At 32.1% G+C, this 20,914-nt stretch carries 22 protein-coding genes; 5 read left to right on the forward strand and 17 right to left on the reverse strand.

Going from position 1 to position 20,914, the window contains the following annotated elements:
• Window positions 1–63 precede the first annotated feature (63 nt).
• The 11 genes from C6H31_RS06380 to ffh form a co-directional block, all read right to left on the reverse strand.
• Complete coding sequence (locus C6H31_RS06380; protein WP_104697981.1) at window positions 64–1,209, reverse strand: glycosyltransferase; 1,146 nt, start codon at window positions 1,207–1,209, stop codon at window positions 64–66.
• The gene (locus C6H31_RS06385; protein WP_104697982.1) at window positions 1,194–1,895 is read right to left on the reverse strand and encodes a pilus assembly FimT family protein; all 702 of its coding nucleotides are present in this window, start codon (window positions 1,893–1,895) and stop codon (window positions 1,194–1,196) included. The genes C6H31_RS06380 and C6H31_RS06385 overlap by 16 nt, the downstream gene beginning before the upstream one ends.
• Window positions 1,879–3,141, reverse strand: a complete 1,263-nt coding sequence (locus C6H31_RS06390; RefSeq protein WP_104697983.1) for a hypothetical protein — start codon at window positions 3,139–3,141, stop codon at window positions 1,879–1,881. The genes C6H31_RS06385 and C6H31_RS06390 overlap by 17 nt, the downstream gene beginning before the upstream one ends.
• Window positions 3,141–3,539: a CoA-binding protein gene (locus tag C6H31_RS06395; RefSeq protein ID WP_104697984.1), complete on the reverse strand. Its 399-nt coding sequence runs from the start codon at window positions 3,537–3,539 to the stop codon at window positions 3,141–3,143. Before C6H31_RS06395 ends, C6H31_RS06390 begins: the two co-directional genes overlap by 1 nt.
• Entirely contained in the window at window positions 3,532–4,431 is a 900-nt protein-coding gene (locus tag C6H31_RS06400; protein ID WP_104697985.1) for a DMT family transporter, read from the reverse strand. The genes C6H31_RS06395 and C6H31_RS06400 overlap by 8 nt, the downstream gene beginning before the upstream one ends.
• 616 nt (window positions 4,432–5,047) lie before the next feature.
• Window positions 5,048–5,404 carry a 50S ribosomal protein L19 gene (rplS, locus tag C6H31_RS06405; RefSeq protein WP_104697986.1) on the reverse strand — a complete coding sequence of 119 codons (357 nt, stop codon included), beginning with the start codon at window positions 5,402–5,404 and terminating at the stop codon, window positions 5,048–5,050.
• Window positions 5,404–6,108, reverse strand: a complete 705-nt coding sequence (trmD, locus tag C6H31_RS06410; protein ID WP_104697987.1) for a tRNA (guanosine(37)-N1)-methyltransferase TrmD — start codon at window positions 6,106–6,108, stop codon at window positions 5,404–5,406. Before trmD ends, rplS begins: the two co-directional genes overlap by 1 nt.
• The gene (gene rimM, locus C6H31_RS06415; protein WP_104697988.1) at window positions 6,108–6,659 is read right to left on the reverse strand and encodes a ribosome maturation factor RimM; all 552 of its coding nucleotides are present in this window, start codon (window positions 6,657–6,659) and stop codon (window positions 6,108–6,110) included. Before rimM ends, trmD begins: the two co-directional genes overlap by 1 nt.
• Window positions 6,659–6,895 (reverse strand): KH domain-containing protein, encoded by a 237-nt coding sequence (locus C6H31_RS06420; protein WP_104697989.1) that lies wholly within the window; start codon window positions 6,893–6,895, stop codon window positions 6,659–6,661. Before C6H31_RS06420 ends, rimM begins: the two co-directional genes overlap by 1 nt.
• A gap of 3 nt (window positions 6,896–6,898) precedes the next feature.
• Window positions 6,899–7,129, reverse strand: coding sequence for a 30S ribosomal protein S16 (rpsP, locus tag C6H31_RS06425; protein WP_104697990.1), 231 nt, complete (start codon window positions 7,127–7,129; stop codon window positions 6,899–6,901).
• Window positions 7,130–7,192: 63 nt separating this feature from the next.
• Complete coding sequence (ffh, locus tag C6H31_RS06430; protein WP_104697991.1) at window positions 7,193–8,527, reverse strand: signal recognition particle protein; 1,335 nt, start codon at window positions 8,525–8,527, stop codon at window positions 7,193–7,195.
• A 187-nt stretch (window positions 8,528–8,714) separates the two neighbouring features.
• Between ffh and C6H31_RS06435 the strand changes: the two genes are divergently transcribed.
• Window positions 8,715–9,125, forward strand: a complete 411-nt coding sequence (locus C6H31_RS06435; protein ID WP_104697992.1) for a Fur family transcriptional regulator — start codon at window positions 8,715–8,717, stop codon at window positions 9,123–9,125.
• On the opposite strand, the gene C6H31_RS06440 is transcribed toward C6H31_RS06435, so the two are convergent.
• Genes C6H31_RS06440 through motA form a run of 5 tightly spaced genes read right to left on the reverse strand, consistent with a single transcriptional unit; the run spans window position 9,113 to window position 12,619 of the window.
• Complete coding sequence (locus C6H31_RS06440) at window positions 9,113–9,697, reverse strand: phosphatase PAP2 family protein (protein WP_104697993.1); 585 nt, start codon at window positions 9,695–9,697, stop codon at window positions 9,113–9,115. The genes C6H31_RS06435 and C6H31_RS06440 overlap by 13 nt on opposite strands.
• A 48-nt stretch (window positions 9,698–9,745) precedes the next feature.
• A complete protein-coding gene (locus C6H31_RS06445) occupies window positions 9,746–10,606 on the reverse strand; it encodes a damage-control phosphatase ARMT1 family protein (protein WP_104697994.1) in 861 nt (286 codons plus the stop codon).
• Window positions 10,607–11,065, reverse strand: a complete 459-nt coding sequence (locus C6H31_RS06450) for a DUF3972 domain-containing protein (protein WP_104697995.1) — start codon at window positions 11,063–11,065, stop codon at window positions 10,607–10,609.
• The gene (gene motB, locus C6H31_RS06455; protein WP_104697996.1) at window positions 11,065–11,838 is read right to left on the reverse strand and encodes a flagellar motor protein MotB; all 774 of its coding nucleotides are present in this window, start codon (window positions 11,836–11,838) and stop codon (window positions 11,065–11,067) included. The genes C6H31_RS06450 and motB overlap by 1 nt, the downstream gene beginning before the upstream one ends.
• A gap of 10 nt (window positions 11,839–11,848) precedes the next feature.
• Window positions 11,849–12,619, reverse strand: coding sequence for a flagellar motor stator protein MotA (gene motA, locus C6H31_RS06460; RefSeq protein ID WP_104697997.1), 771 nt, complete (start codon window positions 12,617–12,619; stop codon window positions 11,849–11,851).
• A 427-nt stretch (window positions 12,620–13,046) separates the two neighbouring features.
• Between motA and C6H31_RS06465 the strand changes: the two genes are divergently transcribed.
• Entirely contained in the window at window positions 13,047–13,904 is an 858-nt protein-coding gene (locus C6H31_RS06465; RefSeq protein ID WP_104697998.1) for a hypothetical protein, read from the forward strand.
• Between the two features lie 458 nt (window positions 13,905–14,362).
• Here C6H31_RS06465 and C6H31_RS06470 read toward each other — a convergent pair whose 3' ends face one another.
• Complete coding sequence (locus C6H31_RS06470) at window positions 14,363–16,285, reverse strand: DUF1561 family protein (protein WP_158654750.1); 1,923 nt, start codon at window positions 16,283–16,285, stop codon at window positions 14,363–14,365.
• A gap of 599 nt (window positions 16,286–16,884) precedes the next feature.
• Between C6H31_RS06470 and C6H31_RS06475 the strand changes: the two genes are divergently transcribed.
• From C6H31_RS06475 to C6H31_RS07035, 3 genes are all read left to right on the forward strand, one after another.
• The gene (locus C6H31_RS06475) at window positions 16,885–17,436 is read left to right on the forward strand and encodes a DUF7149 domain-containing protein (RefSeq protein WP_442778078.1); all 552 of its coding nucleotides are present in this window, start codon (window positions 16,885–16,887) and stop codon (window positions 17,434–17,436) included.
• Window positions 17,433–19,094, forward strand: a complete 1,662-nt coding sequence (locus C6H31_RS06480; RefSeq protein ID WP_104698001.1) for a pentapeptide repeat-containing protein — start codon at window positions 17,433–17,435, stop codon at window positions 19,092–19,094. The genes C6H31_RS06475 and C6H31_RS06480 overlap by 4 nt, the downstream gene beginning before the upstream one ends.
• 109 nt (window positions 19,095–19,203) lie before the next feature.
• Window positions 19,204–20,914: pentapeptide repeat-containing protein (locus C6H31_RS07035; protein ID WP_104698002.1), on the forward strand; the 1,711-nt coding region annotated here is incomplete at its 3' end.

A 20,914-nucleotide genomic window follows, 5' to 3' on the forward strand; every position in this document is an offset into this window, starting at 1 on the left:
AAAAGTTCTATAAATAATAGAAAATAATAGGATTTTAAGATGCTGTGAGGGCATAGGTCGAAACTAAGGCTTAATTAAAGAGTTAATGATTCTTAAAATTTTATTTTGGTTTTGCTTGTAGTTGAGGGTTTCTGAGGCCTTATGCGAGGCAAGTTTAAGTTTTAAGATCTGGTTTTTATCAAGTGAGTTGAGACTTGAAGCAATGCTTTTAGCACTAAAATTAGTTGAACAAACCCCCATTTTATACTGTGAAATAAAAGATAGAAGTGATGGCAGAGGTGTTGTGATAATGCCAAGTCTTGCTTGGATATATTCAAAAAACTTATTTGGCATTGCGTTGGCATTATTGAAGCTATTGGGGCTTAGGGTTAAGATTCCTAAATCAAACTGATTGGTAAAGGGAATAATCTCTTGCATTGCCACAGGTGGAATAAAGCTTATGTTATTAGGGGCATTGTTTTGTAAATTTTCTAAAAAATTAGCTTGATTACTTAGCCCTAAGATATAAAGATGGAATCTATCTTCAAGATTCTTTGCTATTTCTACTAAAAAGTGAGAATTTCTATCAGGGCTTAAGAAGCCATGATATACAATTTTTATTTTTTCTTCCAAGGGGCTTGGGTTAAGATCAAAATAGGGTGGTAGGGAATAAAAAACTTCACATCTTAGATTAAAAATTTCAAAATATTTTTTGGCAATTCCCTCGCTTACAGTGATAGCAAAATCTACTTCTTTAAGATAAGTTTTGCATAAAAAATAAAAAAAGTTTCCAAAAGTCTCTAACCACTGAGGGTTGTTTTCATACTCAAGAGGATAATATTCTCGCAAATCAATAAGAATCTTTGTTTTTGGATTTTTGTTTTTGTAATCACTAGCAAAAGGTAAAAGGGTAATATCTTCTACAATAATAAGGTCAGATTTTGGTAGGGAATCTAAGATTTTTGTAATTGTTCTACGATTTGGGGTATAGATTAGTGGAAGAAAATTTTTTGCCTTAAGTTTAGTCTCTAAGGCTTCTTGTTCCTCTTTGCTCCTTTGTTTTGCATTTTTATCAGCAGGATAGCTAAAGGTTTTTACTTTAGGGATAAAAGAGCATTCTCTTGCAATTGCATAGATGTTAAAATAATCCTTCAGCATTTCTATCATCCTATAAGGACGAGGTCTTTTGACAATATCAAAATCATTGAGTAGGATTATATTTTTTTGCATAGTTTTCCTTTCAACACAGCCCCTGTTTTGGGTAAGATACAGACTTTTTCTTGAAGATCTTCTTTTTGCAAAACAATAACAAAAGGTTGGGTGATTGGGGTTTTTTGTGTTCCGCAATAAGGCTTTCCAAGATAATCAAAATAGATTCTATAAGTTTGTCTTTCCCTGCAAATATCTTGTGCATTTATTTTAATTTCTACCCCAAAAGATTCCATAAATCTAGTTGAGGTCTCAGCATTGTTTTTGCAAAAATCAGAAATATTATTGTTGTTATAGCCACTCAAGCATCTTAAATTTAGCCCTTGTGTAGCGATAATATCACCTGCCATTGGACGATTGTCATAATGTGTTGTTTGAGAGAATCTTGGTGTGTCTAAATAAATACTAAAACTATTTTGAGTGTATTTTCCACTTAGATGGAATTGAATTTGCCAAAATATTTGATTTGAAATTAAAATTTGAGGATTAATACTAGGAAAGCTATCACTTATCCATTTGGTTTGTTTTAAATCTGTGTAGTATGTGCTTTGAGTGAGTGCTAAATTTTTGGCATAAAGAATATTTTGATAAAGAAGATGCGCGCTTTTATGTACTTGATTGGTGATATTGGGTTTTGCAAAAAAAACCAATATCCCAAGAATACTAAAGGTCAATAAAGCTTCAAAAAGGCTAAAAGCTTTTTGCATTTGGAGCTTTTTGGATTTTAAAAAGGTAGATAGGGGTATTGTTATAAGAGACAATAATATCTGCACTTTTTTTATCTTTGGTGGAGATAAGTAAAAGATTTTGGTTGTCTTTTATGCCATAGTATCTGAGTTGTAGTCTTAAAGAGATAGATTGAGTGCGAATTGCTGTAATATCTAGCCTTTTGAGTTGTGTGGCAATTTCTTTAGCAAAATAATAACTTGATGCAAAGTTTGGCTTGTTTGAGAAAAAGTAAGTAACCTTATTGCCAAATATAAAACCAGTTTGTAGAATTAAAAATAAAATCACAATACTTGCAGAAAAATAGTGTTGTTTTCTAAATTGAGGTAGCCTTATTTTTAGATCATTAAGAAAGCATTGCGCCATTATGGGAAGTGCTATAAGACTTTGGGGAACAAGGGTGTAAAAGTTTATGTTTTGTCTCAGTGATAGAATAATACAAAAAACAATACCTGTGCCTGCAATATATGAAAGGGGGTTATTTTTATGAATAATTCCCCAGTAGATGCTATAGACATAGTAGATAAATAATAAAGGTGAGTATAAGACTGCAATTTGAGCCAGTGTTTCAAGAAAATAGGCTTGTGGTCTTCCGCTAATATTAAAATTGGAAATGCAGATATTAAGTCCTAGACATAATAAAGAGAATGCAAAGCCCTTAAAGTTTTTGTTTTTTAGCATAAAAACAGCAATACCCAAGAAAAGTATGATTACATCAGGAATTGAAAAAGATAGGACAAATAATAAAAACCAGGGTGTTTTTTTATATCTTGTGTAGATGTAGCCAACTAAAAAAGTAAAAAAGATAATCCAAGAGCTTTCAAATAGCAGTAGAGCACTAAGATTGACACCAGGAAGTGCAGTATAAATAAGGATGCAAATTAGACTATGGCTTTTATGCTTGAGAGTATGTCTGCAGATTCCATAAAGAAGCATAAGATTAAAAAAATGTAAAATAAGTAAGGGGGCTTTTACAATATAATCGCTTTGCTCAAAGTATGAATTTAAAAAGTTTAAAAAACCAAAAAAAATATGTTTGTTATAAAAAAGATTTCTTGCTTCTTTATCGCTGATTGAGATCTCACTTATCATAAAGGCTAAAAGAGCAATCGAGAGAATACTAATAAGAACAAAGAAAAAATCAACAAGGTCAAGTTTTCTAGAGGTTCTTTGTGAGAGGACAAACCAGAGGCGTATATAAAGAAAAAGCCTTTCAAAGATTTTCATTAGATTCCTAAAATTTCTAATTCGGTTTTTATGCAACGATTCTCTATAAAAAAGATTCCCTTGGCTTCTAAAATTTGCCTTGCTTGTTGGTTTGTAATTCCAAGTTGCAGAAAGACAACTTTAGGAAGAGGAGAGGATTTTAGGATTTCTTCAGCAATTTCTAAGCACTTTTCACTTTTTCTAAAAACTACTACACAATCAATTTGATGTTCTTTGTGAGCTTGAGTATAGCTTCTATAAACCTTTTGACCCAATATAAAATCTTCCTTTGGGTAAATAGGAATAATCTCAAAACCCTTATCTTGTAAAAATTTAGAAACCATAAAGCTATCTTTTAGCGGGTTGGGGCTTAGTCCATTTATTGCAATGTTTTTAAGTTCTTTCAATTTTTCATACACGATCAATCCTCTTTAGATCTCTTATAAATACTGGCAATGCTATCAAAATACCAGAAGAAAGTATCAAAAAGATTCCAATCCACGCCTCAAGGCTAGGCAAGGCATCTCCTAGATATACTCCCATCAAAATACCCCATAATATTTTAATATAGTCAATAGGAGATATGATACCAGCAGGAGCATTCATATAAGCTTTTGTCATAAAATATTGTCCAATTGTTCCTGCCAGACCCATTAAAAAGATTATACTCCATTCTTTTAGATTTGGTATGTGCCAAGTATTATCAACAAAAAAAGTAGGTAAGCATAAAATAATCCCACCAGTAATACTCATACTTAGACCAAAAAATAAAATAATAAAATTATTATCAAAATATTCTTTTAGGCTTCTTAAAGTAATTAGGGCAAGTGCTGCGCCTCCTCCACTAAAAATACCCATTAAGATATTAAATGCAGGTAAGCTTTCACCAAAAGGGTTGCAAATAAAAACTACACCAACAAATCCCAAAATACTTGCACAAATAACTCCAATTGGTGTTTTTTCTTTGAGTAAAAAGGCTGAGAAAACTATCGCATACAAAGGGGTGCTTTGTGCAAAAGTAGTGGCTATTCCAAGAGGTATGGTTGCGATATTATAAAACAATGCCAACATGCTTAGCCCACCAATGAAAGCACGAAAAAATAATCTCCCCCAAGCACCCTTTTTTTTCACTAGAGGTCTGTTTTGTATTTTTAGGACAATCAGCATAAAAAATACCATAATAAGCGATCTAAAAAAAAGGTTTTCTACGGGAGAAACAGAGCTTGATAGAATCTTTACTAATGCATTCATAATTGCAAAGAAAAATGAAGCAAAAAACATTAAAGTGATGCCAAGGGATAGATTATGCAAGCAAAAATACCTATAGAATAATGTTTATTTTGTATGGAATTATACTTTAATTAGAGAAGTTTAGGTGAAGCATTTGGGAGAGAAATGCTAGTGATGTAATAAAGATGATTAAGATAAGAGTTATAAAAATATTAAAGAATCCTCTTATGGTGGATAAACTTATCAGATGCTTTTGAAGATAATAGGAAAATTCCTTTTATGAAAAGATATTTTCAGGCCTTTTATGAAATGATAGATAGCTTCAAAGTTTATAAGAAATGCAATTTTATTTATTGAATTTTTTGAAAAATATATAAGACTTGAGGCTAGTGTTGTGAAACTAACGGAGTATTATTAAGAATTAAAGATTCTTCTAACCTGCTATAAATTTAGGTACTCAGGAGAAAAACATCCCTCAATTATCTCTAAAAAAGACAATAGGATTCAACAAGGAGTTCTTTGCATCCTATACACAGCCACTGCTGTAAGATTAAAAGAGATATGTAGCTACCTGTGTAGCATACAGAGGTATAAGCCTTTCTCAATCATACACAAAATAATTTAGGACCCAGACTTGCTTACAAACAAAAAGAATGGATTAAAAATATTTTGACAACTCTTAATTTTGATTAGGGAATTACTTTCTTAGTTCTTTAATTCTTGCTGCCTTACCTTTTCTATCTCTTAGGTAATAAAGCTTTGCTCTTCTTACTCTACCAATTCTTAATACTTCAATGCTATTTAAACTTGCACTATAAAGAGGGAAAGTCTTTTCTACCCCAATATTATTTGCCCCCATTTTTCTTACGGTAAAGGTTCTATCTACACCATTTCCGCGAATTGAAATACAAATACCCTCAAAATTTTGGATACGAGTTTTCTCCCCTTCTTTGATTTGAATACCAAGTCTAATAGTATCTCCTGCTTTAAAAGATGGCACCTTTCTGTCACCAATTTGAGCTTTTTCAAAGCTTTCAATATATCTATTCTTCATCATTTTCCCTTGTTTTGAGATTTCCATAATAAAAACAAATCTGGTCTAAAATACTTTGTCTTTAGCACAGATAGATTGTGTTTTAAATCGCTTATTATACTATGATTTCCTTGTGAATATTCTAAAGGAGGAGAAAAAAACTCATTTTTTTTTGCTTTTATTTTTGCTTTTGAAAAAACAGGTGCTTCTAAGAGATTGGATTCAAAACTTTCTTCTTGGAGAGACTGCGGATTTCCTAATACTCCTGGTATTTGCCTAGAGATACTATCACAAAGACAGAGTGCAGAGAGTTCTCCCCCTGTAAGAATAAAATCCCCAATGCTAAATACTTCATTTGCATAGAGTTCAATAACCCTTTCATCAAAACCCTCATATCTTCCACAAATAAAGGTTATATCACTTTTTTTTGCCAATCGTTTTGCATCAAACTGATTGAATGCTTTGGCACAGGGGGTTAAAAAGACAATATGGCTCTTATTGACAAGATTTTTTAGAGCATCTTCTAAAACATTAAAATTAATTACTTGACCAGCACCGCCTCCAATTTGGGTATCATCTACCTTGAGGTGCTTGTTATCTGCATAGTTGCGTAAATTGATAATTTCTACATTGATTAGTTTTTTTTCCTGTGCTCTTTTAAGAATAGATTCTTTAAAATATGGTGAGATCAAATTAGGAAAGAGTGTTAAAAATCTAAAATGCATTAACTTGCTTCTAAAATAGACTTGGCATTTTTTGTAAAAATAGTTTTTGTTTTTAAATCTGTTGTGATAATAAAGTGATCAATGTATGGAATCAAAAATTCCTTAGCAAACTTTTTAGAAAGATGTTTGTCTGTTGTTATAATCAGATAGTTTGTATTTGCAATTCTTTGAATATCTTTAACTTTTCCTAAAGTGACTTCATCCTCATAAATTTCACAACCAATGATATCAAACCAGAAAAATTCATCTTTTTGGAGTTTGCAGTATTGTTTAGTGTCCTCTGTGGTTGAATAAAGAAGAAAATTTACAATTCTTTTTGCCTCTTCAGGAGAGGCAATCTCTTTAAAAGAGATTAGGGATCTTGATAAATTAAAGGATTTTAGCGTGAGAGTAATTTTTGGGCTTGATAAAGTAAAAAGACTAGGCATTGCAAAAAAGGTAAGATCTTTTTGAAAGATCTCAGGAAAATCTGTAAGAAGATAACATTTCATTGCACCAAGAACACCGACACTTCTCCCTAGTGTGGCAACTTGTATAAGATTTTGTTCCATTAAATTGCTTTAGCCATAACCCTATAATTCAAGCCGTCTTTTGCTTTGCAACCAGATATAAAAGCCTTTATTGAAGCAATCATCTTGCCATCTTTTCCTACAATTTTTCCAATATCATTGCTATCAGCATAGATGACAAAGTCATACCCCTCTAAACTTTGAGTTTTAGACACAGAAACGCATTCGGGTTTTTTTACAATTTTTTTTACATAAGCTGTTAGAAAATCTTCAACCATAAATTAGCTATTTGTAAGCTTTGCGACACGATCGCTCATTTTAGCACCAACACTTTTCCAGTAGTTTAAACGATCTTGATCTACCTTAACTAGAGCAGGTTGTGCAAGTGGATTATAAAAACCAATAGATTCAATCCAGCCTCCATCTCTTCTCTTTCTAGAATCTGTAACTACGATACGATAAAAAGGCTTCTTCTTTCTTCCCATTCTTGTTAATCTAACCACTGTTGCCATATATACTCCTAAGTTCTAAAATAAAAATCGCTATTATACACAAAAATACACTGGTTTGAAGCATTACTTTTTTAAATGCTTCATTTGCCCCATCATACTCAATAAATCTTGCATACCTGATTTGTTTGAAAATCTTTTAGCCATTTTAGCAGCATTATCAAATTGCTTAATTATTCTATTGATATCGCTAACTTCAAGACCACAGCCTTGAGCAATCCTTTTTCTCCTACTGCCATTTAATAAATCAGGATTATCTCTTTCTTTTGGTGTCATAGAATTCACCATTGCTTTTATATTTTTAATTTCAGTAGAGTTGTCTAAATCTACATTTTTTAAAGCACTAGCCATATTGCCAAGCCCTGGGATCATTGATACAATCGAGCTGACAGAACCAAGTTTTTTGATATTTTCAATTTGGGCAATAAAATCTGTGAATCCAAATTGTCCTTTTTTGATTTTCTTTGTAAGGTTTTTTGCATCTTTTTGGCTTAAAACCCCTGCTGTTTTTTCTGCTAATGAAGCAATATCTCCCGCACCCATCAACCTTGATACTATACGATCTGGGATGAAGATTTCAAGGTCAGGTATTTTTTCACCCACACCAATAAATCTTAAGGGCAATCCAATTTGGTATGCGATTGATAAGGCAATTCCACCTTTTGAATCACTATCAAACTTGCTTAAGATTACACCATTAATATCAAGCTCTTTATTAAAAGTATCCGCACTTCTAATTCCATCTTGACCACTCAAAGAATCTGCCACATAAAAAATTTCATCAGGATTTACTTGTTGTTTAATTGACTTTAATTCTTCCATTAAGGCTTCATCAATTGCCAATCTTCCTGCTGTGTCAAGAATTAAAACATCATAAGCACCTTCAATTGCCCTTTGTTTTGCTTGTTTTGCAACATCAATAGGACTGCTACTTTCTAGAGAAAAAACATCAACTTCAATTTGGGTTCCTAGTTGTTCAAGTTGTTTTACAGCAGCTAGTCTTTGTAGGTCACATGCTGCAAGTAAAACTTTTTTATTTTTTGTTTTAAGATAGTTTGCAAGTTTTGCACTTGTTGTTGTTTTTCCACTACCTTGAAGTCCTGTCATTAGTATGGTTGTTGGAGGTTTATTAGAAAAAACAAAGCCATAAGACTTGCTAGATTGCAAAACAGAGAGAATGGATTGTTCTAAAGAACTTAAAAAGTTCTGCTTCCCAATACCTAGAGCCTTTGTTTTATTTTCTACTTGTTGAATGATTTCTTTTGTAACCTTATGATGGACATCATTTTTTAATAAGGATTTTTTTAGTTCCTCAAGTGCTTTTTTTAGAGCTCTTTCATCATCACTAAAGCGTATCTTTCCCGCAATACTTCTAAAAGTTTCTCCTAATGTTTCAAACAAAATTTGCTCCTCAATACTCTGTAAGATAGCGACAGATAATTAGAATCTATCAGTATTTTCAACCAAGAATTCTAACATAAAACTTAACTTTTGATTTAAACATTTCTGCTAGAATTCATCGGCATAGAAACCCCTAAATAGGGGTTTGGTTGCTTAATAAATTTAGAAAATTAGGAAAAAATCAATAATGTTTGAAACACAATTAAAAGAAAAAAAACTAAAAGTTACTCCTCAGAGAATAGCTATTTTAAAAGAAATACACAAGAATGGGCATATTAGCATTGAAGAGATTTATGAAAATATTAAAAGAGAATATCCTTCAATTTCTCTAGCTACCATTTATAAGAATATTGCTTCAATGTTTGAAGCAAATTTATTGAGAGAGGTTAAGATTCCATGCCATAAACAAAGATATGAGCTAGCTTATGACAAGCATGTTCATATTACTTGCGAAAAATGTGGAAAAATAGAGGATATGCATTTGGAGCTTGAAAAATTAATAGCAGAGTGTAGTAGTGCAACAGGGTATCAAATCAACAATGTAAGTATGGTTTTTATGGGGATTTGTAGCACCTGTTCCAATAATCAAAAACTATAGCGCAAGAAGGCGCTATATTCCATTCCGCTACCAAACCTATCAGGTTGTATTGATGGAATAAAAGTAATTCTTTTATTGGGTTTGATATATTTGCTTGAGAATAGCCAGCCAAAGGTCCAAGCAATCATTCCTCCAGTCATTACCTGCCATATTGTGTGTTTTCTTGCCTGAACTCTTGAAGCAGCAGTGATAAAAGCAAGAATTGTGACAGGGATTGCTGGTTTCCACCCATAGCGGTAATATACAAAAGCAGCTGCACTAAATCCACCCCCAGAATGACCACTTGGCATACCTTTCCAATCATCACAACAGGGTCTTTTTGAAAAGGATACATCATAGCCTTTTGAATGTGCATATGCAAAGCTTCTTTTAAGAACTTCAATGGTAGCTTGGGTTGCTAATGTTCCTAGGGCTAATTCTCCAAACCCCCGATAATCTTCTATGCCAAGAGACACAACGCCAACAAAGAGTGGCATCAGGGTCAAAACATCACCAAGTTGCTCAAATGCATTGTCTCTTGCTGCATAACTAAGATTAATCCACAATAAAAAAATTAGACAAAACTTTTTCATTATCATAAGCCTCAAGTTCTAAAAAAGCATAATTGTATCAAAAAATCTCTAGTATATATTTTGCTTGAAAATCATTTTTCCAATGGGAATTTTTAGAAAATTAGATACGACTTTGCATTTAATCTTAAATAATAAAAATAATCTTTCATCCTTGTATTCTTCAAGGCATTCGAAGTTGCCCATACCTTTTGAAATGATTAAATCAGCGCTATCTATCAAGCCTTTTATTTCCTTTGGTGCATCAGTATAAATAAAACCTGGACTTTTAATACCACTGCTTAGAATCTCGCAATAATTCTTGAGATCTTTGCACAACTCATTGGTAGAGATATCTTTGAGCGTTAGATCATTGATAATGGGTTTGTCTCTCACAAGGTAAAAAATTTTTAGTTTAGGATAGAGGGTAGTTAATGTTTGGATTAAAATGGTATCAAATAGATTTTCTCCTGCATTATCTGCAAGATAGACAAGGCTTTTGCTTTTGGATAATTTTGAGACAAAAGGGTCAAAATCATAGATTGCAAAATCAATACTAAAATCAAAATTTTGAAATGAAAAAGCTGATTGCGACCCATAGTCAATAACATTTCCCAAAGCTGCTATCTGTACGGCTTTTTCTAAGGATATTTTTGAAGAATTACAAAGGTCTTTTGTAAGAGATTTGATAATTTCAGAAGCCTTTTGCATAGATTCTTTTTTTATTTCTTGATAAATATCTTTATTCCCTGTTATTTCTGCAATCATTTTATAAATAAAAATGGCGATTTTTGGAGGAGGATTATTGGAGTATTGTTCAAAGATTTCCTCTGTTTTTTGCAATGCCAGTTTCTCATCAACCTGTGGAGCTAGACTTAAAGTATTTTTAACCTGATTTAAGAGACAGTCGCGACACTGCCAAGAAGCTATCATTTAGTCTTTTAAACCTCCAATATTACTAACTTTTCCCCACATTAATTTGTATTTACGGTTTAAAAATTCTATTTCTTCATTTTTTTGAAAAAGTTCTTTTTGAAGTTCTTGAATTTTGTTTTGATAGCTTTGACACTCTTCTTGGAGAGATACGAGGGTGTTTTTTAGTAGTTGGTTTTCTCCTAGCGTATCTGATGACCCCTCAATTTTATTCTTTAATAGAGCTTCATAAAAAAAAGTGATTGCTTGGATGCTTCTTTCTAAAAAAATAGGTTCCAAGATTCCACCATTCATATCAATAGCCAGTAGTTGATTTTCAATTTTTTTTAAAAATAGATTGATTGCATCTGTGGGTTCTATATATTTTTTTTCATTCCTGATTTTTAGAATATTAAGATCCAATTCCTCTTCAGAAATTCCTGTAAGATTATAAAAATCCTCAAAAGCGACCAATGACATTATTTCTTAACCTTGTCTAGAAGAGATTCTATATTTTTAACACTGCTAGGATCTGCGGATAAAAAGATCTCTACACGATTGTTTCTAATCCTATTTTTGATAGTGTTGTTTGGGACTATAGGATTATTTTTTCCATATGAAGAAAAAGATAGGATTCTAGGATTAATACCATTTTGTATCAATAAATCCATAATGGTAGAAGCCCTTGCAGCAGCCAAAGAGAAATGTGTTTTAAAGGGTGAATTTGGAGATAGGGGACTATCATCTGTATAACCCCTTACATTGATTTTAACTTGGGGAGGGAACTTTTTGATAATGTTGGCAATATCTCTTATGTATTCTCGCATCTCGTTGCTAGTGATTTTTGCACTTTCTCTCTCAAAGACTAGCTCTGATGGAAGTTGTAAGGTAACACCCTGCTCAACTTGCTCTAAAACACCACCTTCTTGGACTAATTGCTCAATTTGAACCAAACTCTCAACAGACTTTAGTGCGCTAGATACTTGAGCTTGAAAAGATTTCTCGCCTTCTGTTATTTCTTCAATATCACCAGGGTTTGGAGGGATATTTGTGATGGGTTGTAGAGTATCTGGTTTTGGTGGGGAATCAAAGATTTTAATAAATTCAAGTTTAAGTGCTTCTACCTTTGCTTTATTTTGAGCAGAAATAGCATAAAGAGCAATAAATAAAGCAAGTAGTAAGGAAAGAAAATCAGCATATGGAACAGCCCATTTTTCACCAGCTGGACATTCTTGTTTTTTCTTCTTTGCCATTTAAATATCCTTACTCAAATTGAGAGATTTTAGGACTACCTGGAGTAATGTAGCCAAGAAGTCTTGCCTCTAAATTTCTGGGATTATCCCCATTTGCAATTCCCACAACACCTTCTAAGATGACAGTTTTTTCTTTGATAATATCTTGAGAGTTTGCTTTAAGCTTATTGCCCCAAGGGCCAAATATTGCATATGAGCACATAATACCTGTAACAGTAGCAGTAAATGCACCCGCAATACCTGCAGCCATTTCAGCAGGATTATCCAATTTTTGCAGAGCAAGCATTAATCCCATAACTGCACCTACTAATCCAAAAGTTGGGGCAGATTCCCCGGCTACAATCCAATAGTGGGCGGCACCATGATAGTATTCTTCTAATTGTTCAATTTGTATTTCCATATCTTCCTTAACACTTTTACCATCTTTGCCATCAACTATCATAGAGAGTGCCTCTCGCATAAAATCATCCTCAATTTGCGCAACTTTAGCTTCAAGAGATAAGACCCCATCTCTTCTTGCTAAATTAGCAAATTCTATGATTTGGTGAATTGTTTCATTTAGATGAACCTTTGAGCCCAAGAAAACGACTTTTAATTCTTTAAAACCTGCTTTTACAAAGCTCATATGAGTTCCTGTCATAGCAGAAAAAAGAGAAGTTGGAATAATGATAATAACAGAACTAATGTGGATAAGGTGCAGTGGATTGCCCCCCTCTAAAATATCCCCCAAGGAAATCGATCCAACAGCAAGTAACATACCCAAAAGACTTGATAAATCCATAATAATTACCTAAAAATTAGAGATTTTTGCTCCCATTATACCAAAACTTACTTTTTAGAGATGGAACAATAACTCTGTATCGACCATCTTGACTTTTTTGTTAATTTTTCTAAAAAACAATAGTTCAAAACAAAGTTGGCAAAAATAAGAGAGTATTGTTATAAGACATCGTATAAAACCTCTTAGTAGTGAGCAAAAATATTATTTCTATTTTTTGCTCATAAGTATTATTTAAAGGTTTCAAAGATAAGTTTTTTAAAAAATTAACTAAAACTTACTCAATAAAATGCTATATTGCACTGTTTCTATCACAGAGTTATTGTTATAGATTAACAGGGAAGATTTTGTATAAAACTTACATTTGGAAAACCAAGTTTTATTGGGTTTTTGATGAAAAGGGATTAAAATTAAATATTTAGGAGTAAAAGTGAAAATAAAAAGAGTAGTGTTATGGAATCTATTGGTTAATTCTTGCATAATGGCTCAGGATATGGATCCTAGAGTAAAAGATATTCACAATGCAAAAGAGATGGATATGGAGAAATCTCACAAATATGAAATGAAAGACAAAAAAACCAAGACAGGTATTTTAGCTGGTATAGAGTTGGGTCTTGGTGGTGGCAATGGAAATGGTAAGGTAAGACAAGAAAATATACCCTTTCTAACCCCAGGATATACTCATTATGATATTACCCCTTTTATTTTTAATACAAAGGTTTTTGGAGGTTATCAGAAGTATTTTGGAAAAGATGAAAAGCTAGGTTTTAATGTAAAGGGGAGTCTGGGAGTAGGCTATTTGCACCATAAGTTTGATAATACAAAAACAATTGTTGATGATGGTAAGGTTGAGGGAAAAAATCCTAGTTATGATTTTGCCACAAGCTATATGCCCCTATCTTTTGGAGTAGAAGCAAATTTTTTATATGATTTTTGGGAAAGAAATGAGCATACATTGGGGTTAAATGTGGGGTTGGGTTATAGTTTTGTGTATGGAATTAATACAAACATAACACCTTTGCCTGATATTGGATTAAGCAGTAGTGTGCTAAATGGTATTACAGATAAAAATATTTATTATTCACTTATTTCTCCCAAGGTAGGGATTCACTACTATTATGGCAGGCATCAACTTGAGTTTAACTTTAGTTTTGACACAGCATTTGGAGAAACAAAAAATGTAAATGTTTATGATCTTATGCCAAGTGTTAAGGGGGTAAAATTATTTTTTATTACAAATCCCAATTATTTTTATACCTTTAATTTAAGCTATGCCTATAGGTTTTGATATAAAGAGGGTTTATCCTCTTTATATCAAGGGGGGGGGGTTATGGTTGGAATTTTGCACAGGTAGATTGTATGCTAATAGGGGTAATCTTTGTAAGAAGTTAGATTCTTTATCCCTGATTTAAAAAATCAAGGATAGTTTTTTGAAAAAACAAAAATTAGATTTTTAGAGAGCTTATGTTAATTTATGTTTTTTACATCTTTGGATTCTTGTGGTGTTAATGATAAACTCCTCAAACTCTTTTATAAAAAATCTTCAACTAATTATCCCAAGCTTCTATGAAATTTCTTCCAAAGGTATTTTTATGTAAAAAGATTATAAGTTCTAATAAAAATTTTTATTAGTATCTTTATTCTATGATATCTTTTCCCTATTTCTAAAGACATAAAACCATATCGCCCCCCCCCCCTTTTTTTTTGTTTTAATCAAAAAGAGGGATAAATAAATATTTATTTGGATTATTGTATAGCACAGCGTCCAGAAAGACATTGGTTGATTGCATTAATTCTAGGGAATGTGGCACTACCTCTATTTCCTTCTCCCTCACCTGTGCAATTATTTACAGAGATAAATCGGTCATAAGAACCTTGTTGTGAATCGCTTACCCTAAAGGCAAATGCTGCCAGAATAGTTCTATCATCAGCCAATCTTCTAAGGAATTGATTAGAGCTAGTAACAGGGCTTAGTTGGGTTCTAAAATATTCCAAAGTATATGTAGGAACATTTGTGGGGACTAGGACCAATCCTTGTTGAGTTCTAATTATAGGTTGAGAGTGGCCTATAACATTGGTTTGTCCCGTTCTTATATAAACCATGCTGATGGTCCATAAAGAGCCCACAGGAGAATTTGCAATTGTATCATATAGACTTCTTATGCTTCCCTCACTTCTAGCTATTTGAGTTACAGACCAATTGCTTTGAGGAGAGAATGCTTGATTTATTGCGTATATAAGCCTTCTTCTTCTTACCCACCTATCTTCACCAGGTGTCAAAGGATAATCCAAAAAGTTTCTAGTATCCTCTAGTCTTGCGGCCAAATCAGGGAATCTTTGAGTAAAGGTTATAAATGGATTTGTATGTTGCACTATGTTGAAAAAATGTCCCAAGGCCGGAGGATTCCCATAGCCATATCTCATTAGCTCTGCTAGCATTTCGTGAGTATGCAAGAGACAGGTTCCACAAAGGCCAACACTAGGGGCTGTTCTAGTGATTGCTGTTGTAGCTATGGTATAAAGCCTATTAATCCATTCATCTGTAAGTTGAAAATCAGGAGGTAATTGTCTTTTGATTCTTGAATGCTCTTCTGCTTTTGCGACACCAGGAGCTGGACAATAAGTAAGATTATCCCCCATATTTCCATACGCATATCTTAACCATTTATCTACATCTCCAGACATACTAAATTCAGATGTAGGAGATCTAGCAGTATCAGATTCTAAGTAATTAGGTGAAACAGTATAAGCAAGACCCCAGTTTGGACCATATCGAGTAACGCGCAATAAGTTCCCATTTTTGTCTCTAATTGCACCAGTGCCATTAGCAAAGGCAAATAAGTCCCAATGTGTATAATCTAAATCACTAAAGTCATCACAAAGTACCCAAGAAGACCAGTTCCATTGTTGAGACTTAAGTTGTGAAGTTGCCAAACACTTTTGTCTGCCATTACTAGGAAGATAGGAAAATATTCTTCCATCTTGGGTATTGTAATAAAGCCAGGGAAAGTGGCTTGCTGAACTAGTATATTCCCCCATATAATAGGCTTGGGTATCTAAAGACCACCATAAGTGGGTCTTAATAGCTATGGTTACGGGTTTGGCTATGGTTTTTTTCCACTGATCCATTCTAAAATTTAATGTATGGTTAGCATAGATATTATTATCTGAAATGACAGCATATGCCTTCTTATCTTGCACTCTATACTTACCATCATAGGTATAAAAAGCATTGTCTTTAATGATCCATCTTTGATTAGGGTCATTAATCACACAGGGTCTTAAAACAATATAACCCCAACTAGATGTTTTCTTGCCTTCATAGCCTGTAACACTATCAGGGGCTGTAAGACAAAGCCACGTAGAATTGACTTTAAAAGCCACCCTTTGGAAAACATCATAGCGTGAAATACTAGCTGCTCTAGTGCCACAGGTAGAAATATCAAGTAACAGGTAACCTTCGCTGCTATCAAATGTAGGGGTATAACAATAATATTTCCCACCCACATCTACAGTTAGCGTCCTATCGTGAGGACTATCAGCTAGTTTTTGCATCATAGGATCAGACCCTTTTGCATCAGTGCAATTCATAAGTATTAAACCTATGAGTGCAAGTATTGTAAATAAAGCTCTATATTTTGTCCTAATATAAGTAAGTGAATTTTTCAAATTTTTAGCCCCCATTTAATGTGATTATTAGGCATTATAATCTAGATTAGGATAACTTTGTGTTAAAAGATATTGATCTTATCCAATTTTTACACAATCCAAACTCTGTTATTTATACTAAACCCTATTTCAATGGCTGTTGTATTTTGAGCATTTGGATTTCTTAGTTGTTTAAGGAGTGGATTTAAGGTTATTTAAAAAATTTTGTGGCCTAGATATCACAATCACATTTAATAAAAGCAAGTTTGATAAAGAAATATTTTTAAAGGAGAAGATATGTAGATTTTTTTATTTAAGTTGCAGAAAATTTCTAGTTTTATGCAATAAAATTAAGGATGATAGATTGATTATTTTTTGAATTTACTCTCTTTGTATGGGGGATAAAATACACATTTTTAGACAATAAGATAAAAGTTTTCTTGAATTCATAGTCTCTTTGATTTATAATTTACTCATTTTTTACTCAAAATTTCAAGGCATTTTGTGATTAGTCTTAAGTATATTTTTATTAAATATTTTCTTAAATTTTATTCTCCTACCAACTCTAATAAAGAGATGATTGGGATTTTTCAGGCAGAAATTATATTTTTTTACAAAGGATACTCCAAGATAATAAAGAGTTTCAAGAAATGAAAACAAGCAAGTTTTTAACTAAAATCTATGATTATGACTACAATACAAAGGAAAATAGCGCCATTTATGCAGATAGTAAGACTCAAATGTTTATTGAGACTAAAGTTTTTAGCAATAAATCTAAATTTCCACCATTAAAGACCCTTGTTAGTCAGGCATTGAGTAATTCTATTTTGTATTTTTTACAAGAGAGGTATCAATACAAAAACAATTTACTTAAACATATTCTTAGTAATTCTTGTAGGTTCTACATCTTTTTGGGTTTAAAACTAAAACAGAGCAAAAGTTTTTCTCAAAATCTCAAAGCTTCTATTCAAGCCTATTTTATGATGCCTTATAAAGAGGCTATAGAAGAAAAAGCTAGGATACTTAAAGACTTCCCAAAGTATAAATTTTCTTATCGTTTCTTATTTTATAGAGCAAAATCCAAAAATCCTAGCCTAAGAGCTAAAATCAATTTTTTAATCTACAACCTCAATGAGGAAGTAAAAATCATTAAAAGGAAAGAAGTGATATGACAAAACAAGAGCTTGCAAATCTTTTAGGAATTGATGAAGAGAATATTGAAGCAGAATCTAATAAATTTAAAATATCTGATATTGCGATTAAAAAGATTGATGCAAAGTTGTGGCTCAGAGATATAGAAATTGAATTTTGGCGTTGTAGTTTTGAAAAAGTACTTGTTTTTCCACAAAGAAAGTCTGATAAAGGATTATCAATCAGAGCAAAGATACTTTTTCAAGATTGCTCTTTCAAAGGTTTTTTAAATGCAAGAAATAGTGTTTTTGAAAAAGATTTTGAATGTATAAATTGTGATTTTGAAGGAAAAGCTAGTTTTAGTGGTGCAGAATTTATAGGCAGGGTGAATTTTTCCATCTCACGATTTAAAAATGAAGCAAGATTTATAAAGACTAAATTTCAAGCACAGGCTACTACAGATGAGGCAATTGAAAATGATTTTGGAGAGACCCAATTTGAGGGGGATGCTTTATTTGCTTTGAACAATTTTAGTGGGAGGACAAGTTTTGTAATGGCAAAATTTTTAAAAGATGCATTATGGTTTGATATTACTTTTAATCAAGTGTCTTTTAAAAAAACAATTTTTGAAGCTTCTTCTACCTGGCAAAATGTTACTTTTAAAGAAAAAGTAGAATTTAAAAATGTTGTCTTTCAAAAATCTAATTTTTCTGAAGCAAAGTTTATAAGAGATGCAGAATTTGATGGAGTGATATTTAAAGATTTGACAAGTTTTTATAAAACACATTTTTATCAAAAAGCAAATTTTCAAGGAAGTATTTTTGGAGGGATTACTTCATTTGATCAAACCAATTTTGCAACAAAGCCTGATTTTTTGAATTGCACATTTAGCAATCAGTTTAATATCAAGCATCAATACTTACAATATGAATATGATGATATTGTAAATAAGGTAAATAAGGTAAATAAGGTAAATAAGGTAAATAAGGTAAATAAGGTAAATAAGGTAAATAAGGTAAATAAGGTAAATAAGGTAAAAAATCCTCAAATAAAGGACAACCCTTCACTTTGGAGAGATTTATTTAGAAGACTAAAAAGCAATCGTTTGGCATATCATAATCTTATTGATGCTTCTGAACTACGAGTTCAAGAACTCTATGCTAGAGAAATAGAACTAAATGAAAAACAAAACAAAGCCTCATTTAAAGAAAAAATAGAAAAATGGCAACTATGGTTTTATCGCCATACTTCTGATCATCATACCGATTTATTAAAAATCTTTGGATGGATTTTAGCGACAATTGCTTGTTTTGGTGTCTTTTTGGGGATGTCAAGATATGGGCTAGACTTTGGGAGATTTACAGGGGTTTATCAGCTTAGAATTTTCTCAGATATTTTTTCTCAAGTAGCAATGTGGTTCTACACTGATCTTAATCATATTTGTGCATGGTTTTATAATCTATTTTTTCTTAGTTTGTTTTTTTCATTTTCTCGCTTTATAGCTTCTCTTAGTGTTGTGTGTCTGATGATTGCTATTCAACCAAGGTATATTTTGGGGATAGGAGGTTTTTTGAGTGAAAAAATCCAATCTCAAGGCATTATAGAAAATTTTCTCTTTGTAGTTTATAGTTTGTTTATGTTTTTACTCTTTTTTTCTCTCCAAAAAACTGCCCGTAAGAATTCTATAGTTCCAAACTAAAGGTAAGATAATGAGAGAAAAAAGCAATGATTGATTTAAGAGCTAAAATCAATTTTTTAATCTACAACCTCAATGAGGAAGTAAAAATCATTAAAAGGAAAGAAGTGATATGACAAAACAAGAGCTTGCAAATCTTTTAGGAATTAATAAAGGGCATATTAAAGTAGAATCTAATAAATTTAAAATATTTGATATTGCGATTAAAGAGATTGATGCAAAGTTGTGGCTCAAAGATATAGAAATTGAATTTTGGCGTTGTAGTTTTGAAAAAGTACTTGTTTTTCCACAAAGAAAGTCTGATAAAGGATTATCAATCAGAGCAAAGATACTTTTTCAAGATTGCTCTTTTAAAGATTTTTTTAATGCAAGAAGCTGTATTTTTGAAAGAGATTTTGAATGTAGGGCTTGTGATTTTGAAGGAAGAGTTGATTTTAGTCGTGCAGAATTTAAAGGCAGGGTGAATTTTTGTGCCTCACAATTTAAAAATAAAGCAAGATTTATAGAGACTAAATTTCAAGCACAGGCTACTACAGATGAGGCAATTGAAAATAATTTTAAAGAAACCCAATTTGAAGGAAAAGCTGATTTTAGTCGTGCAGAATTTAAAGGCAGGGTGAATTTTTCCATCTCACGATTTAAAAACGAAGCAAGTTTTATAAAGACTAAATTTCAAGCACAGGCTACTACAGATAAAATAATTGAAAATAATTTTAGAGCAACCCAATTTGAAGGAAGTACTAGTTTTGATGGTGCAGAATTTATAGGCAGGGTGAATTTTTCCATCTCACGATTTAAAAACGAAGCAAGATTTATAAAGACTAAATTTCAAGCACAGGCTACTACAGATAAAGCAATTAAAAATGATTTTAGAGAAACCCAATTTGAGGGGGATGCTTTATTTGCTTCAAACAATTTTAGTGGGAGGACAAGTTTTGTAATGGCAAAATTTTTAAAAGATGCATTATGGTTTGATATTACTTTTAATCAAGTGTCTTTTAAAAAAACAATTTTTGAAGCTTCTTCTACCTGGCAAAATGTTACTTTTAAAGAAAAAGTAGAATTTAAAAATGTTGTCTTTCAAAAATCTAATTTTTCTGAAGCAAAGTTTATAAGAGATGCAGAATTTGATGGAGTGATATTTAAAGATTTGACAAGTTTTTATAAAACACATTTTTATCAAAAAGCAAATTTTCAAGGAAGTATTTTTGGAGGGATTACTTCATTTGATCAAACCAATTTTGCAACAAAGCCTGATTTTTTGAATTGCACATTTAGCAATCAGTTTAATATCAAGCATCAATACTTACAATATGAATATGATGATATTGTAAATGAGGTAAATGAGGAGAAAGAGGAGAAAGAGGAGAAAGAGGAGAAAGAGGAGAAAGAGGAGAAAGAGGCGAAAGAGGAGAAAGAGGAGAAAGAGGCGAAAGAGGAGAAAGAGGAGAAAGAGGAGAAAGAGGAGAAAGAGGAGAAAGAGGAGAAAGAGGAGAAAGAGGAGAAAGAGGAGAAAGATCCTCAAATAAAGGACAACCCTTCACTTTGGAGAGATTTATTTAGAAGACTAAAAAGCAATCGTTTGGCATATCATAATCTTATTGATGCTTCTGAACTGCGAGTTCAAGAACTCTATGCTAGAGAAATAGAACTAAGAGAAAAGATAAAACAACATCAAACGCAAGAAAATAAACTTTCATTTAAAGAAAAAATAGAAAAATGGCAACTATGGTTTTATCGCCATACTTCTGATCATCATACCGACCTAGCCAAGATTTTTAATAATGTGATTTTACTGATTGCGCTTTTTGGGATTTTTACCT

The sequence above is a fragment of the Helicobacter sp. 'house sparrow 1' genome (assembly GCF_900199585.1).
Lineage (GTDB): Bacteria > Campylobacterota > Campylobacteria > Campylobacterales > Helicobacteraceae > Helicobacter_H.